12 protein-coding genes are annotated in these 16,497 nt (G+C 40.4%); all 12 read left to right on the forward strand.

Translation table 11 applies throughout. The annotated features are described in order from the left end of the window. Positions 1 to 142: 142 nt before the first annotated feature. Positions 143 to 5,230 carry a TonB-dependent receptor domain-containing protein gene (locus tag MOQ65_RS00130; RefSeq protein WP_257846300.1) on the forward strand — a complete coding sequence of 1,696 codons (5,088 nt, stop codon included), beginning with the start codon at positions 143 to 145 and terminating at the stop codon, positions 5,228 to 5,230. A 35-nt stretch (positions 5,231 to 5,265) separates the two neighbouring features. Continuing rightward, positions 5,266 to 5,883 (forward strand): MotA/TolQ/ExbB proton channel family protein, encoded by a 618-nt coding sequence (locus tag MOQ65_RS00135; RefSeq protein WP_257846301.1) that lies wholly within the window; start codon positions 5,266 to 5,268, stop codon positions 5,881 to 5,883. A gap of 2 nt (positions 5,884 to 5,885) precedes the next feature. After that, entirely contained in the window at positions 5,886 to 6,293 is a 408-nt protein-coding gene (locus MOQ65_RS00140) for an ExbD/TolR family protein (RefSeq protein WP_257846302.1), read from the forward strand. A 2-nt stretch (positions 6,294 to 6,295) separates the two neighbouring features. Continuing rightward, a complete protein-coding gene (locus MOQ65_RS00145; protein ID WP_257846303.1) occupies positions 6,296 to 7,084 on the forward strand; it encodes an energy transducer TonB family protein in 789 nt (262 codons plus the stop codon). Between the two features lie 62 nt (positions 7,085 to 7,146). Then, the gene (locus tag MOQ65_RS00150) at positions 7,147 to 7,665 is read left to right on the forward strand and encodes a flavodoxin family protein (RefSeq protein ID WP_257846304.1); all 519 of its coding nucleotides are present in this window, start codon (positions 7,147 to 7,149) and stop codon (positions 7,663 to 7,665) included. A gap of 19 nt (positions 7,666 to 7,684) precedes the next feature. Further along, positions 7,685 to 9,325 carry a heme anaerobic degradation radical SAM methyltransferase ChuW/HutW gene (gene hutW / locus MOQ65_RS00155; RefSeq protein ID WP_257846305.1) on the forward strand — a complete coding sequence of 547 codons (1,641 nt, stop codon included), beginning with the start codon at positions 7,685 to 7,687 and terminating at the stop codon, positions 9,323 to 9,325. Between the two features lie 212 nt (positions 9,326 to 9,537). Next, positions 9,538 to 10,554 carry a carbohydrate kinase family protein gene (locus tag MOQ65_RS00160; protein WP_257846306.1) on the forward strand — a complete coding sequence of 339 codons (1,017 nt, stop codon included), beginning with the start codon at positions 9,538 to 9,540 and terminating at the stop codon, positions 10,552 to 10,554. Between the two features lie 10 nt (positions 10,555 to 10,564). Then, positions 10,565 to 11,926, forward strand: coding sequence for a TrkH family potassium uptake protein (locus MOQ65_RS00165; RefSeq protein ID WP_257846307.1), 1,362 nt, complete (start codon positions 10,565 to 10,567; stop codon positions 11,924 to 11,926). Positions 11,927 to 11,960: 34 nt separating this feature from the next. Next, on the forward strand, positions 11,961 to 12,611 hold the full coding sequence (locus tag MOQ65_RS00170; RefSeq protein WP_105089514.1) for a potassium channel family protein: 651 nt from the start codon (positions 11,961 to 11,963) through the stop codon (positions 12,609 to 12,611). A gap of 113 nt (positions 12,612 to 12,724) precedes the next feature. Beyond that, a complete protein-coding gene (locus tag MOQ65_RS00175; RefSeq protein ID WP_257846308.1) occupies positions 12,725 to 13,531 on the forward strand; it encodes a hypothetical protein in 807 nt (268 codons plus the stop codon). A 13-nt stretch (positions 13,532 to 13,544) separates the two neighbouring features. Beyond that, a complete protein-coding gene (locus tag MOQ65_RS00180) occupies positions 13,545 to 14,645 on the forward strand; it encodes an AAA family ATPase (protein ID WP_257846309.1) in 1,101 nt (366 codons plus the stop codon). Positions 14,646 to 14,780: 135 nt separating this feature from the next. Next, the gene (locus MOQ65_RS00185; RefSeq protein WP_257846310.1) at positions 14,781 to 16,424 is read left to right on the forward strand and encodes a vWA domain-containing protein; all 1,644 of its coding nucleotides are present in this window, start codon (positions 14,781 to 14,783) and stop codon (positions 16,422 to 16,424) included. Positions 16,425 to 16,497: the final 73 nt, after the last annotated feature.

Raw genomic sequence — 16,497 nt, forward strand, 5'->3', positions numbered from 1 at the left:
CGGAGTAGATATGCAAGATACACTTTGCTAACATTAAAATATAAATGATATTCAATGTCATTATGTGTTGCTAAAGTGTATCTTTTTTTATGGGTGTAAAAGATACAACATAATATATTTCATTAAATTTTAGGAGGGCACAATGAATAGGTGGGGACATGTAAAACGCAGCGTTATTCTGTCTAGTGCAGTTGCCTTATGGCTTAGTGCACCGCTTGTAGTGTGGGCGGGGAATGCGACTGTTACTACGGATGTTGTTCATGTCAAAGGTACATGGGCAGAAGAAGAAGCAAAATTGAACTCACAGCAAGTGCAAATCATTACCAAGAAAGAGATTGAAAAGAAACAGGCGAAGTCCGTCGAAGATATAATATTTACTCAAACAGGTGTATCTAGAACCGTTGATGCTATGGGCCGTGTTGGTGTATCCATCCGTGGTGCCGAAGCGCGTCACACATTAATTCTTGTAGATGGTCAACCGGTACTCGGCGATTTTGATAAGTACTCTGGTGCAGCAGACGAAGTGCAACGGCTAGGTACAGAAAACGTTGAACGTATAGAAGTTATCCAAGGTGCTGCCAGTGCTAAATACGGCTCTGATGCTATAGGTGGTGTAGTTAATATCATCACTAAAAAGGCGCAAAAGAAACCATCTTTGCAATTAAATGCAGAAGGTATGCGTCGTAAGAGCGATGGCGATGCGTTCCCATTCCAAAACTTTTTCATTCGTGCCGACTCTGGTCAAATGGGGAAATTAAAGGTCGGTTTATCTGGTAGTAAACGTGATCTTATGCCTGTTTTAGCATCCGTTAAACGTCGTGACTCCGGTATGGCTTTTGATTATGCTAAGCATAACTTCAAACCAAATGTACTTCGTTACTATGGTGATGCGGCAGATATTGGTCTTGTAGCAACTTATAATGCAAACGATAAAAATAAATTTGAAATGCGTCTCAACCGTTATACAGAAGATCTAGTGCGCGATGTTAAACACTCTGACTCCGACTTAGAGCCTCAACAACACTTTAAGCGTACAGCGGATCGTAATACGGCAAACTTACAATGGTCTTCTCGAGCTGGTAAAAGCGACTGGACTGTTGAAACTAACTACTCCCGCATCAAAGAAAATGACGTAGCCCTCATTAGTTATACTGGTCGTTCTGCTTATGAAGGCTCCAATGAGTTGCGCTATATCGATAATATCGACCACCGTCAATTAGACATTCGCGCTAATGCGAATACACAACTCAACAAAAATCACTTGCTTAGCTACGGTGTAAGCTATGCTCGTGAAGAAGGCTCTGGTAGCCGATTGAAGAGCTCTCCTAATACAAGCACAATGTACATCGATCCATGGGAATACGATAAGAGCTTGCTAGTGGATAAACTCGATCGTCTTGTAAGACGTAAAGGTGATAACAGTATTAAGGTATATTCTCACATCCACGACTACAAATTCATCAATTCCGGTGGTGGCATGCCACAATGGGATATGGATTATGAATACTATGGTGCTGAAACAGATGCTCAAAAACCAGGTATTACATACGATGACTATATAAATTATGGTTTATCTGAAAGTCGATTAAGTGATTGGTCTAGCACATCCCCTAATAATCAACCTGTAACGGAAGAGTTTAAAGCTCGTTATAAAGCTTTAGAAGATCGTTTAAAAGCAGAAAATCCTGTATTATCTGCTACACGTGCCAATATCGTAGGTGACTACTTTAAATATGGTGAGTCTAACGATCCAGAAATGCGTAAAAAAGCGCCTAAGTTAAATGGTAAAGCCTTCTTAGAAGAATATCGTAGCCGAGATCAACGGTTAACAACTGGTAGCGGTACGATCCGCAAGTTAAATGCTTATGTTTCTGATACTTGGCAGGTGAATAAGAATTTAACCTTATCTCCAATTCTTCGCTTTGATAATAGTAGTCTATTTGGTTCTAATTTGTCTGCGTCCTTGGGGATGACCTATAACGTAAAGGGCAATACACACCGTAGATTTAAAGCCAATGTTGGTACTGGTTATACAGAGCCTGGTATGGGTGAATTATGGTATAACTGGGAAATGTACGCTTCTAACCCTGTAGGGATTGGGGTAGCAAAACTCGGTTGGTACTGGGCGGGTAATCCTAATTTAAAACCTGAAAAATCAGTCAACTTTGATATGAGCTTGGAAGGTGAAAATAAAAATACTTATGCGCGCGTAGGTGTATTCCACAACCGCATCAAGAACTATATGTCTGTGTACTTCACAGGGGACTTCATGGACTTTGCGCCATACCTCAAAGGCGATGCGAAGTACCAACGGGCCCCAGATATGATTTACAGCTTTAAAAATATTGGTAAAGCAGAAATCACAGGTGTTCAAGCGGAAGTACAACAAAAGTTCGGCAAATATTGGTCTGGTAAGTTAGGTTATACATACTTGCATGCCATCAACAAGAGCGATCCAAGTATGCCTCGTCAATTGCTTGATAAACCAATGCACAAAGTTGACATCGGCATTACTTATGACAATCCTAAATCCGGTTGGAATGGATCCATTTGGGGCGATTATTATATCAATATGCTTGATAGCAATACCCTTAACAATGGCGGTAACTACTGGCCAGATATCTTATCCGGTGATGCAGGCGTTTATAATAAACAAACCTATGAAAAGAAAACATTTGGCATTTGGAACGTAATGGTTCAAAAACGATTCAATAAAAATGCCATGATGTACTTTGGTATCAACAACATCTTTAACCATCGCGATGATGACCGCGCTACACAAGAACGGGTATACCGCGTAGGCGTTAATCTTAAATTTGGTGGCGGAGACAGCAGCAAAACTACAGCAATCGGCAAATCTAAGGATGGCACAACTGTTAATGCAGTAGGGGCCAATACACCTAATGGCGCTAATGGCGAAGTAGTAAATGGTGAATCTGGTGTACAAAATGTAGCAGATGTAGTTCGTTTAACTGACTTTATTCGTTCTGATTTTGATACCACAAAAGAACGTGGTGTTACATTAGTTGGCGACTACAGAGCGCGTTGGATGGCACATGATGGTTCTAACAGACCTCAATCTCCATTTAGAGCTAACTCCGCTATTGGTTCTGCGAAAGCGAATATGTACGATGCTAATCGTCATAGCTTTGAACAACGCTTACGCCTTGGCTTCGATGCACGTCTTAATGAGTTTACAAACCTCAAAGTTATCGGCAGTGCGACTGGCATGAGTGGTGTAGATACAAGCTGGACTCAATCTGATTCTAAAGGCTTTAACCATCAACGACTCGATACAGTGGATCTCACGAGACGCGTTAAAAAATGGGATGTATCTGTGGGCCGCTTAACAGAGCCTATGGGTGCGAGTGGCTATTGGTTCGGTCAATCTTATGACGGTGTTCGTGCCGTTTGGAATGGTCATGACTCTCAAGTTCGTATCGGTGTTGGTACTTTCAAACATAGTACAGGTATCACTGATTCTGCCTATACTCACGCAGTACATGAAGTTATCTACAGACCGCCAACAGCGGCTGAGTTAATCGGTATTAATCGCGATGAATTCCCATACGATATTGAAAGTGCTACTAAAACTGGTTCTGATGGTGAGAAAAAATCTAGTGAAGATACGGCTGCACCAGATAGCCCTAATGGTATTTATGATTCTACTTACAAAGGTAAGACAGATAGCCTCTACTTCTATCAACAACTGAAAGACTTGCAAGCTGAATATGAAGCTTATAAAGAAACACTGGATTTAAGCTGGAGTAATCCAAATCGCGATCAAGAGATTGAAAAGGCAAATGCTAAGCTTGCGGAAACACAACAAAAACAAGCTCAAGTGATGAGTCGATTACAAGATATTCTTACAAAGGCATACCCTACAGATATGGCTGAGAAGAAATTCTCCCTCGATATTCCATCTGGTGGTTATGCAATGTATGAAATCACTAATAAGAATACAGGGGAAAAACTCTATAAGACCGGGGACATTATGTATAATGTGAACTCTTCTTTATACCCTGAATACTTAAAAGAAAAGGCTAAAGGTCTTATCATATCTACTGATAATAAAGATGCTTTAGTAAATCCTAAAGCTTATGTTGAAAAACATAGTGACGAGATCAATCAATCCGTAGCTGAAATTGCTAAATATAATGCTACAGATAACTGGAGCAACTATAACAATAGTGAGCTTGATGTGGTTTGGGTTAAACAGCCAGATGGCACGTTCAAACAATCGTATGATTATTATGGACAACCAGCTAGTGATTATGAGTTCACTGGTCACTTAGGTGCTAAAACATATAAATACGATAGTGGTAGTTATGTATTTAGTGATTATGATGCTAAAGATGCGATTTACAAAAAGAACTTTACAATGTCCTCCAATGATTGGGGTGAAGGTAGTTCTTACTATGGTTGGGGCATGCCAAATGCATTGTTCAACTATATGTATAATCTTGAAAAGGTTGTACATGATGCAGAGTCTGAAAACAAATTACCACGTGAAGCGATTGGTAAGATCATTGGTAACTTGATTCAAACAGAAGGGGTAGTTCTTGAAAAAGACAATGTACCAGCTATTGATAAAGCTGCCTTTGTTCAATACAAGAAACAAATAGGCTCTCGTCTTGGGTTACAAGCGTGGTATTTACGCTCCTTTGGCGGTAAAACGCATACATACCTAAATGCAAATGGCAACGGTAATGATGAATATAGCTTCTCCAATGTAGCGCATGTATTCGGTATTGGCGCTAAATATCAATTAGGTGCGAATGCATCTGTTACCGTTGATTACGGTCAAAACCGCTCCAACTTGGGTCGTTATTTAAATGGTAATACTGTATACCAACACGAGCGTGGCACAGCAGACTTTGCTCTTAAAGGTCACGAAATGGGTGGCACACCACACTTCTGGATGGCTCGTCTAGATATTGGTCGTGCTGATCTAGATATTCCTAAATCTTGGAATGCGTTCATCGATTACAAACACTTTGAACATGGCTCCTTCTTCGGTGGCAATGGTACTGGCGCGGTACCGGATCGTTATCTAGACGGTATTCGCAGCTTTACATTTGGTGCTGGCTATGTACCTCGCAAGGATTTACTCCTTGAGGCATTCTATACGTTCGATGCGAAGGGCACTAATAAACGAGATACTTTATATGGTAGTGAAAGCTTTAAGTTGGGCGATTATACAAGAATTCAAGGGACCTACAGGTTCTAATGTTCAGTCTGTAAACAGGCAGAAAGGTTACTAATATGGAAAACTTAAATTATGTCATTCACTTGTTTCATAGTGGCGGGTATGTAATGTATCCATTATTACTCTTGTCTTTCATGGTTATCGCTATCGCTGCAGAACGAGCTTTCTACTATCACAAATATGCCGGTAAAACTTTCGTTGTTACCCATGCAGTCAATGAACTAGCAAAATTACAAAATTGGGCAGAAATTGATAAAGTAATCAAAGAAAACCCATCTATTGCGGGCCGTATTGCAGAAGCAGGTTTACATAATGCTTCTAGCGAGGAAGCTATGAAAACAGCCTTTGCTGATCAAATGGGTGTAGACGCAGTAGGCTTCCGTAAATATATGGACTACCTCAGTGCAACAGTAACAATCTCCCCATTGTTAGGTTTGCTTGGTACTGTAACAGGTATGATTGGTTCTTTCAGTATCCTTGACTCCGGTGCTGGTGCATCCGCTATTACTGGTGGTGTTGGCGAGGCCCTTATCGCTACAGCGTCCGGTTTGTGTGTAGCCATCTTGGCATTCATTGTGTACACATTCTTTAGCCATCGTTTAGATTCTATTATTAATCAAATTGAAGGTATGTGCGTGAGTATCGTTAGTGCTAAGCGAGAAGGGTGGAAATAATTATGAACTTGCAAAGCTTTCGTATGAAAACTAAGCCGGAATTCATGATTATTCCAATGATTGATATTATCTTCTTCTTGTTGGTATTCTTCATGATGAATAGCTTACAAACCATAGCGCAAAAGGCGTTATCCGTACAATTACCACAGGCGACCAGTGCATCTGCACCGGCTCAGTTACCAGTTGTATTTACACTTGATGCGGAAGGGCATATTACAATTGATAACAATCCAATGAGTATTGATCAAGCAGAAGCTATGATTAAACAACGGATTCAAGAAAATCCTAACGCTAGTGTTATCTTACAAGCCGACAAACGTGCAGCTCATGGTCAAGTCGTAGCGATTATGGATATGCTAAAACAATCTGGTGTTAAACGCTTGGCTATTGCAGCTGAACAGAAAGGATAACTATGGGACTAGGCATATCATGGAAAAAAGCAGCCATTATATCCGCCGTAGTTCATCTAGTTGCTCTATTTATTGCAGTTATCTTTTTCGTAGTGGTTCCAGCGATTCAAGACATGGAAACCTATGAAATCGACCTCACGCAAAGTGTGCTCGATGATGGCGGCAGTGGTCATGCCGGCGGTGGTGGCGGTAATAGGTCAGACCTATTCCCTAAACCATTATCGGCTGATGAAGTGGCGGCAAGAACAAAGGCTGTTGTAGCGAATATAGATCCATCTACTGCAACAGATATTCCTGATGCAGTAGATGTACCCCAAAAAGGCGGCGAACATAAAGGTAATACCTCTGGTGATAATTCCACAGGGGGTTCCGGCCTCGGAAATGGTGGCGGCTCTGGCGGTGGTAACGGTACAGGTGTTGGCACTGGTAATGGCGATGGCCAAGGTCAGGGAAATGGCAACGGTAATGGCAATGGTAATGGTCATGGTACGGTGAAAGCTGCCTTTGATACGGAGGGATTCCGTGCAAGAGTGCAAGACAATGCACAAATGCCTTCCATGGCTTTAAAAAGAAAATTACAAGGCGATGTGACTGTACAAGTAACACTTGATACAAATGGTAGTCTTATTGGACAAAGTATCGTATTTTCTACAAATGAAATATTCAATGATGCGGCAATGTCTGCCGTAGTGGCCGCAACACCATATAAAAATCCAACAGGCGAAGATATCGATATCAAGGTACCAGTTGAGTTTAGAGGTCACGAATCCTCTGATGATGAGGAGGAATAAAAGTATCTATGTAATAGATCTATTTTAGTAATATACTCATCCAAGAATTAAAGGAGCTAATTATGAAATCCATTATTTTATATTCCTCCCTAACGGGAAATACAAAAAGGGTGGCGGAAGCAATGGCTTCTGTAATGCCTGAAGGTACACCTTGCGTTCCTGTAAAAGAAGCGCCTCAGAATTTAGCTGATTATGACACTGTTTTCGTAGGCTTCTGGGTAGATCGTGGTACAGCAAATAAAGAGGCCGCAAAATTGATTGAAACCTTAACAAATCCTAACATCGTATTCTTTGCTACATTAGGTATGTATGCAGATTCTGATCATGCTCGTGAAAGTATTGAAAAAGCATCTGAATTACTACAACATAAAGAGTCCCTTGTAGATGGATTCGTATGCCAAGGTAAAATTGATCCGAAAGTCATCGAAATGATGTATAAAATGTTCCCACCTGGATCTGCTCATGGTCAAAGCCCTGAACGCGATGCCTTACATAAAGCGGCTGAAACGCATCCAGACGAACAAGACTTTGCAAATGCAAAAGAATTTACAAAATCTGTACTTGCAAAGTTGCAAGCCTAAACTGAAAGGGGATTGGAGTATGAGTTTAGCAAGTTTCTTTGAATCCATTCCGGAGAAACAACGCAATCTACAATTAGGTTTAGAATGCGATAATCCGATGAGTGGTGCATTCCCTCATAAACGGGTTGTTCATGCAGGGCTAAATGGTACCTTAGTTTCTCCAAAGGAAACACAAGCCGTTTGGGATACCTTAATGAATGGCACTCCTAAAACGGGTGAAATGCAATGCGCCTATATTCACATTCCGTTTTGTAAGACTAAATGCACATATTGTGGTTTCTTCCAAAACGGTACGAGTCAAAACGTAGAGGACCAATATATTGATGGTCTTGTTAGCGAGTTAAAACTAGCTAGTGAGCGTCCAAGATTAAAAGATGGGTTAATCCACGCCGTATTTATCGGCGGAGGCACACCAACATCGTTATCTCCAGCAAACTCGGAACGATTGTTGAAAGCAATTAAAGAATATTTGCCACTAGCTAATGACTACGAGCTTACCCTAGAAGGCCGTATTCACGATTTGATTCCTGAAAATCTCGATGTGTGGATGGCAAACGGCGTAAACCGCATGTCTATTGGTGTACAATCCTTTAACACAGAAGTGCGTCAAATGGTAGGCCGTCTAGATACGAAAGAAACTGTATTAGAACGGTTGGCTGCGTTGAAAGCCTATGGTCAATGTTCTGTTGTTATCGACTTAATCTATGGTTTGCCTGGTCAAACTATGGAGGTTTGGGAACAAGATTTATCTGATTTAGTAAGCTCTGGCGTAGATGGTGCTGACCTCTATCAATTGAACGTATTTGATGGCAGTGATCTTAATAAAGATATTGCAAAAGGTAAGGTGCCAGCTGCTGCGACAACAGCAATGCAAGGGGATATGTTCAAATTCGGTCGTAAGTACCTTGATGAGCGTTCCTATCGCCGATTAAGCGCAGCTCACTGGAGTGCTAATAATCGTGAACGTAGCTTGTATAATATCTTGGCTAAAGCGGGCGTGCCTATGTTCCCATTTGGTAGCGGTGCCGGTGGTAATGTGGATGGGTACGGCATGATGTTGCATCGTGCATTAAAGCCATACGAAGATATGGTTAGTCGCGGTGAAAAACCATTCATGGCTCTTATGAAACAAAGCGAGTTACAACCCGTCGTAAATCAAGTGGTAAGCCAACTTGAACAAGGTTTCCTCAATATTATGAGTTTGGTAACACTAGATCCAAGACTAGAAGAATTAAACTGGCTCTATAAATTATGGGAAGAGCGTGGTCTTTTAACTTACAATGGGTTACTTTATAAATTGACTGCCGCTGGTGAATTTTGGACGGTAAATCTTACACAAAGTACCTTGGAGGCTGTGAAGTATATCATGACTGGTAAAAACTCCTTCGCTATGGAAGCGGTGGCTGCCCAAGATACGAAAACAACGTCTAAAGATAATCCTAACCAAGAGGTACGTGGTATTGGTCAAGGTAAAGCTAATATTTCGGTACCTACAGATGAAGATTCAGAAGCACAACGTAAAGAAGCTCTCATTGCAAAAGCAAAAGCGGAAATCGCCAAAAGCGGTGCTTCTGGTGAGTCAGCTAATCGAATGGTACAAGCTATGTACAATTTGAGTGCTGATGAAATTGAATATATGATGGAACGTATGATGTCTTAACCTGTTATATTACACCTTATATCTAACAACCTTTCTCACATACAACATATACTAAATAAGACAAACTACGTGACATACAGTACACTTTGTACTACAAAGTAGCCCCAGACCATGGTCTGGGGTTTACTTTTTATAAGGTGAAAGGTATTCTGTAACTATAAGAAGTAATATTGTTGCATGAATCGTTGTGGTTTCGGAGTTAGGAGATTAGTATGAGTACATTTCCTCAAAAATATATAGATATTGTTGGCATAGGTGCCAGTACATTAGATCGATTTATCGTTGTCGATCATTATCCTACAGGCCGTGAGGTACAACAAGTCATATCGTCTACTACAGATGGTGGTGGGCCAGTGGCTACAGCACTAGCAGTGGCAGGAAAATATGGTGCTCGTACCGCTATGATTGATAGCATTGGTGATGACATGGTAGGTCGTCATATATTAGATGACTTTGAAAAATACAATGTTAATACAGAGGCAATTCAAGTTGAACGCGGTGCTAACAGCGGTGTGGCAACAATCCTCGTAAAACAGAGTACTGGTGAGCGTGCTGTATTTTTTGAACGGTCTACTTCAACTGAGCCTGAGTTTTTAGATACCCATAAGCAGCTCATAGGATCAGCCTATATTCTGCATATCAATGGTCGACATCGCCAACTCATGCGCTCTGCTATGACTGTTGCAAAAGAGGTAGGCACTATTATTTCTTTAGATGGTGGTGCTCAGCGTTACGATGCAGACATGAAGCCTATTACTGAAGCCAGTCATATCGTTATCGTAGCTCGTGATTATGCTGAAAAATATACGGGTACAACTAATTTAGAAGAGGCTTGTCGTATCATTCATGAACGAGGTGCATGTATTGCAGGTGTTACAGATGGTGCTAATGGCAGTTATTTTGTATGGCCTGACGGAACATCTTATCGATGTGAGCCATTTACTCAAGCTACCGTAGTAGATACAACGGGGGCTGGGGATAGCTTTCATGGGGCTTTTTTAGCTAATTTAGTACATACAATTAATCATATGAAGGGGCAAGACGCAACTTCGACGACTAAGCATGACCGTGCATCTATACATGCTGTAGAGTTGCTAAAAGCTTGTGCGCATTCCGATTTAGAGAAGGCCGCTATTTTTGCATCTGCAGTAGCTTCTTTAAATACACAAGGCATAGGCGGGCGCAGTCCACTACCAACGTTAAAGTCAGTGCAGGAACTAATAGGATAGGACTATAGTTATGTGGAAAAATACTTCAAAAAATCAAGTTCAGCAATATATGCAACAAAATCCTTATCGCCTATTAGCCCTTAGCTTTTTTGCTACCATGACTATAGGGACGATATTACTCATGTTGCCCATATCACATGCTCAAGGCCATAGTACAACGCTTGTAGATGCAGCTTTTACCGCAGTATCTTGTGTTTCTGTAACAGGATTGTCAACAGTAGATACCTATCATCATTGGTCCTTGTTTGGCAAAATTATCATGGTAATCCTTATCCAATTAGGTGGTTTGGGGATTGTTTCTTTTACCACCATTATTGCTCTAGTATTAGGGCGACGGGTAGGTCTGAAAAATCGCGTGCTTTTGTCAGAGGATGTAGGGCAAGATGGTATGAAAGGGCTTTTACACATTACGAAGAAGCTAACCATTTATACCTTTTGTGTCGAAATAATTGGTGGTATTATCTATACCATTCAGCTATATCCCTATATTGGGGATGCTGCTTTATATACGGGGATTATGCAATCTATTTCCAGCTTTTGTAATGCAGGATTTATATTCTTTGATAATGATTTACCTTATGCTATGGTGGGTGATGTATTATTTAATATGAATACAATGGCCCTTATTGTAATAGGTGGTTTTGGTTATCTTGCAACTTTTGATATTTGGTCGCATCGCAAGCTACGACGATTTGTAGATTTAAAACTACATACAAAAATAATGTTAGTTGGTACAACGGCGCTCATCCTTTTAGGGACGATTATTTTCTTAGGGGTTGAGTGGGCGAATCCCAAAACGTTTGGCCCTTTACCTATATGGAACAAGGTCATGGCATCTCTGTTTCAATCGATTACACCTCGTACAGCGGGGATTGCAACTGTAGATTATAATGATTTACATCCAATTACACTGTTTATTACCATCATTTTTATGTTTATTGGGGCAGGTCCTAACTCTACAGGGGGCGGTGTTAAGATTAGTACTATTGCCGTCGCTTTTCTAGCATCGCGTACATTATTTAATAACCGTCCTGATACAGAGGTTTTTGAACGTCGTATTTCGTTGGTTACTGTACTTAAGGCAAATGGGATAATCTTTTTATCTATCCTTCTTGTTTTACTTGCTACTTGTTATTTGGCTTGGGATGAGCCATATGACTTTATTCGACTGCTTTTTGAGGTAACTTCTGCCTTTGGGACCGTAGGTCTTACAACGGGTATTACACCTGATTTATCTGAAAGTAGTAAATGGGTGTTAATGCTTGTCATGTTTACAGGTCGTGTAGGGGTTATGACTGTTATTGGTACTTGGGCGCTAAGAACGGCACCGACTAAACCAATTAGCTATGCAGAAGAGCGTGTATTGTTATAAAAATAGATTAGATTGAATATAAAAGGAGGCATATATGAAACATAAAACGATAGCAGTAATAGGTCTTGGTCAATTTGGTGGCACTGTTGCCAAGATGTTAGCTTCCATGGATCATGAGGTATTAGGTGTAGATATTGATCCAGAAGTTGTACAGAAAATTTCGCCATTTATAACACATGCTATAGTTGCAGATACAACCGATGAAGAGGCAATCAAAGAATTGGCCCTAAGCCAGTTTGATATGGTTATTGTAGCTATAGGTGGAAATCTTCAAGCTAATTTAATGACAGCTATGCTTCTTAAAGAATTAAATGCACCTAAAATTGTGGCCAAGGCTGAAAATAATATACAAGGCAAAATGCTTCATAAAATAGGTGTAGATCAAGTGATTTACCCTGAATACGATATGGCATTACGCCTTGTACAGTTTTTAACTAGAGACCATGTGATGGATTATTTACAACTATCTAAAAATATTAGTCTCATAGAAATTAAGGTGCCAACATTCTTGGTGGGGTCTAACTTAAAGGATTCTAATTTGCGTGAGAAATATAATCTTAATGCAGTAGGCATAAGACGCGGTGAAGATTTAGAAGTTCCACCAAACCCAATTACCATTCTCGGTGAAGATGATAAATTATTAGTAATTGGGAATAATTCTGATTTAGATGCACTAACGGTGTAGTAAGTATACGAAAGAGATATAATTATATCGAAAAAATGTGATACAATAAAAATAGAATTCAGTATAGGCCATACGTATTCGTATGGCCTTTTTAGATAGAAATGAAGGTTAGTATGACAGAAGAACAATACATAACGGCGCTGACCAATAACCCCCATGGAATTCGGAATATTCCAAACCCTACAGAAGCAATGCAACTTACCTGCGTAGCTCAAAATGGCATGTTGTTGCAATACATTAAAGAACCTACCGAAAAGGTTATTGAAACGGCGCTTTCACAATCACCACGAGCCATACAATTCGTGGAACATCCTACAGAAGAACTATTACAGTCCTTGGTAGAAAAAGATTGGGCTGTTTTAGAATATATCGACAACCCATCTGATGCAGTTGTTCAATGTGCTCTCGATCAATCTGGGTGGGCTATTCGCTATATTGCAAATCCATCTGAAGCACTGCAGTTAGAAGCTGTAAAGTCTAACTATGATGCTTTGCAATATATTAAGGAGCCTAGTGAAGCCGTACAATTGCAAGCGGTTAAAGAGAACTACTTGGCATTACGTTATATTGATGAGCCTAGCGTAGCCGTATTAGAAGCAGCAGTTAAACAAGATTCTCAAGCGATGCGGCAAATTACAAAGCTTACAAAGGACTTGGCATTGCACCTATTTGGTGTAAGTGCTGCCACACTAGGATATATACCAAATAATTTAGGTGTCACTGTGGACGAAATTAAATCGATCATCATTAGCGCCATCTCTAGTGATACAGCTGATGAAGACTATATTCGTGAATTGATTAACAACCAAGCTATCGGTGGTCGCCAATCTAAATGGCATATCGACTTATTGTCACTTATAGACGCTTATGGAACTAGGGCTGTTAAGAAAATTGCAGTCAGTGAATATTTGAAGTATTAGAAATGGAGACACAATGAACTTTATAGATACAATGGCAAGTGTAGAATTAGTGCTTGCCGCTAATCAAGTGCCTTTGCTCGTTGGTGAAACGGGCATTGGTAAAACATCTCTTGCGGCACGCGTAGCTACTGTGCATGACTGGGAATTGGTAACCATTGATGGAAATCTTTTAAAAGAAGGTGAAATTGGTGGTTTGCCAACTGTAGAATCTGTAACACATACAGATGGTCGTGGTAACACACACTCTGTAAAGACTACAGTGTATGCTGTACATCATACGTTGGAGCATGTGGCTCAAGCTGTGGATAAAGGTCGTCAAGTATTACTGTTTATCGATGAAATTAACCGTGCTGAACATGCAGTACAACAGGAGTTAATGAATCTTATCTTGAATCGTGAAATCAATGGCTTCTCTTTAAGTGATCAAGTGCGTATCATCGCCGCTATGAACCCTGAGGATTCTTTTGACTACCAAACTATCGACATGGACCCGGCGCAACAAAATCGTTTTGTATGGCTTTATATGAATGCTGATTATATGCAATGGATTGACTGGGCTATAAGTGCTGGTATTGAGGAAAAAGTTATCGAATTCATTTCTTCCTATCCAGAGTATTTAAATCAACGACATGAAGATGATATTGATGCGACACCACGCTCCTTTGAACGCGTATCTGGCCTGTATACGATTTATAAAAACCAAGAAGATTCAGCCTATAGTCGCGATGTATTTATGAATGTTATCCGCGGTAACGTAGGTAAACTCATTGCTGAGGCGTTTGTAAACTTTATCGTGTCAGACCAAGAACCACTTATTACCTTTGATGATGTATTGGCGGCAGTTCAAAAGCCAGGAGCCATTATGTCTATGGCTGAACAGGTTAAAGGTGAAAGCCCAACACGCTTATACGTAGCGGCTAAAAATATGTTGCATCGTTTAAACCGCAATAGCAATGCCGAAGAAGTTCATCACTTCATTGAATTCCTTACATTGTATCCTGGTGATCTACGCGTAGCAGTTATGAAAGATTTACGAAACACTTATGAACGGGTATACGCCTATGCGATTGAAGATGACTTGTTCATCGATACCTTCTTTGAAGCACAAAAATAGTTCTGCTCCATAGTTAATTAAATGAAGCTGTCTATATGGACAAAGAAATTTAGCGAATGATTGGGGATACAATAACCAATATATAAAACATGATATACATAAAATCTGATGTTAAACGAAAAAGGAGGTGGAATAATGCAACGAAATTTAGATAAAGATGATATTCGCGACGCCTCTGATTTACTCACTCATATAGACGGGTGGGAGAAAACAGGTTCCTATGATGAGAAGGCGATCGAGGCTCTCAATCGTTGGCATGCAAAACGGGAACGTATTCATCGTGAAGCAGAGGCCTTGTACACACAAATCTATGCTGCCTACGAAGCCTATGTAGATAGTTATGAAGCACAACATCATAGCATGGAACCAGAACGCATAGCGGCAGATATGATGAACCATAATATGTCTGATAGTCATATAGGGACCATAGGACGTGCCTTAGATGAGATACAAATTGAAGGCACCGATTTTGCAGTAATGCAACAAGCCGTTATGACACCTGCCTTTGAGCAACGATTATGGAATATTTTGCATGATGTAAATAGTTTACTCCTTGAAGAGGACCAATTCTTTGGTTACTTCTATTTGCAAATGGCTCATCGTATTCGTTTTGATATGACCAGTGCCTTCGGTATTAACTTAAAACAAGGTGGCTATGTATTATATGTAAATCCTTTTATCTTACTACGCCAGCCACCAGATGTTATGAAGGATGGCATTAAGCGTGAAATTCTTCATATTATTTCTGCACATTTGATGCGGGTAAAAGCATTGAGTCAAAGCTTTAATAAAACGGCCGTACATATGGCAATGGATATGGTTGTGAATGACTACTTAGAACATGTTGATCGTGATGCGGTTACTGTAGCCAATGTAAATGAACGTTTTGGATTGATGCTCAAACGATTCCGTACCATTGAGTATTATGCCAAGGCCATCGATAAGGCGATGAAGGAAAAGCCTGAACTCTTTGTACCTGTAGATAATTCTGATACAGCTGTAGCTATGGAGTTTGATCCTCAAACTAGCCATGATATTTGGGATGAATCTGATTCCATTGATACGGATACGATGGACCAAATTACGGAGCGCTATATCAACGAAGCCTCAAAAGGTGATATGGAAGGGTATGTGAAGAGTCTCATCGATACCTTCCAAAAGACACGTCGTGCTCTTCCGTGGTATTTCTACCTTAAAAAGCTCATGGGCAAGGTAGCAAGTGGGTACAAAAAAACGACGATGCGTCGCAATCGTCGTCAACCTGAGCGCTTGGAGTTGTCTGGTACCTTGCGTCAACATAAGGCTAATGTATGGGTTGCTCTCGATATGAGTGGTAGTATTACCGATGCAGAGTTTACGAACGCCTTAGAACAAGTACTGCAAATTGTACATGCCTATAACCATCGCATTACCGTTGTAGAATGTGATAATGAGGTGCGCCGTACGTATACGATGGAATCAGTAAAAGATGTAAAGCCTCGCCTTGATGTGCGCGGTGCAACAGCTTTCTCGCCAGTATTTTCTTTAGCCAATCAAAACCGTGTGGATTTATTGGTTTACTTCACAGATGGCAAAGGCGAGGAACGATTACGAGAGGCTCCGAAAGGGTATAAGGTTTTATGGGTTCTTACAGGAGAAAATCCTCAACTATCTCTTCATAATCCGTATGGCATGGTTCGTGAACTAGGTTATGTGGGTGTAGATGAAACACAAGATATAGATGAATTTGTACGTATGTCTAGTCGTAGTGGCTTTTCTATGGCTAACCAAGAGGTTTAAGCTGCTTTATAAAGGTGAGCAGTGATATATTTTGGTTTAACCTAGAGGAGCGTTTATAAAAGCATATAAAAAT

Source organism: Veillonella faecalis, assembly GCF_024677885.1.
GTDB lineage: Bacteria > Bacillota > Negativicutes > Veillonellales > Veillonellaceae > Veillonella > Veillonella nakazawae.

Coding starts and splice junctions, on each gene's coding strand:
- MOQ65_RS00145 (WP_257846303.1), top strand. CDS start 6,296: ATGGGACTAGGCATATCATGGAAAAAAGCAGCCATTATATCCGCCGTA.
- MOQ65_RS00180 (WP_257846309.1), top strand. CDS start 13,545: ATGAACTTTATAGATACAATGGCAAGTGTAGAATTAGTGCTTGCCGCT.
- MOQ65_RS00175 (WP_257846308.1), top strand. CDS start 12,725: ATGACAGAAGAACAATACATAACGGCGCTGACCAATAACCCCCATGGA.
- MOQ65_RS00185 (WP_257846310.1), top strand. CDS start 14,781: ATGCAACGAAATTTAGATAAAGATGATATTCGCGACGCCTCTGATTTA.
- hutW (WP_257846305.1), top strand. CDS start 7,685: ATGAGTTTAGCAAGTTTCTTTGAATCCATTCCGGAGAAACAACGCAAT.
- MOQ65_RS00130 (WP_257846300.1), top strand. CDS start 143: ATGAATAGGTGGGGACATGTAAAACGCAGCGTTATTCTGTCTAGTGCA.
- MOQ65_RS00140 (WP_257846302.1), top strand. CDS start 5,886: ATGAACTTGCAAAGCTTTCGTATGAAAACTAAGCCGGAATTCATGATT.
- MOQ65_RS00165 (WP_257846307.1), top strand. CDS start 10,565: ATGTGGAAAAATACTTCAAAAAATCAAGTTCAGCAATATATGCAACAA.
- MOQ65_RS00160 (WP_257846306.1), top strand. CDS start 9,538: ATGAGTACATTTCCTCAAAAATATATAGATATTGTTGGCATAGGTGCC.
- MOQ65_RS00135 (WP_257846301.1), top strand. CDS start 5,266: ATGGAAAACTTAAATTATGTCATTCACTTGTTTCATAGTGGCGGGTAT.
- MOQ65_RS00150 (WP_257846304.1), top strand. CDS start 7,147: ATGAAATCCATTATTTTATATTCCTCCCTAACGGGAAATACAAAAAGG.
- MOQ65_RS00170 (WP_105089514.1), top strand. CDS start 11,961: ATGAAACATAAAACGATAGCAGTAATAGGTCTTGGTCAATTTGGTGGC.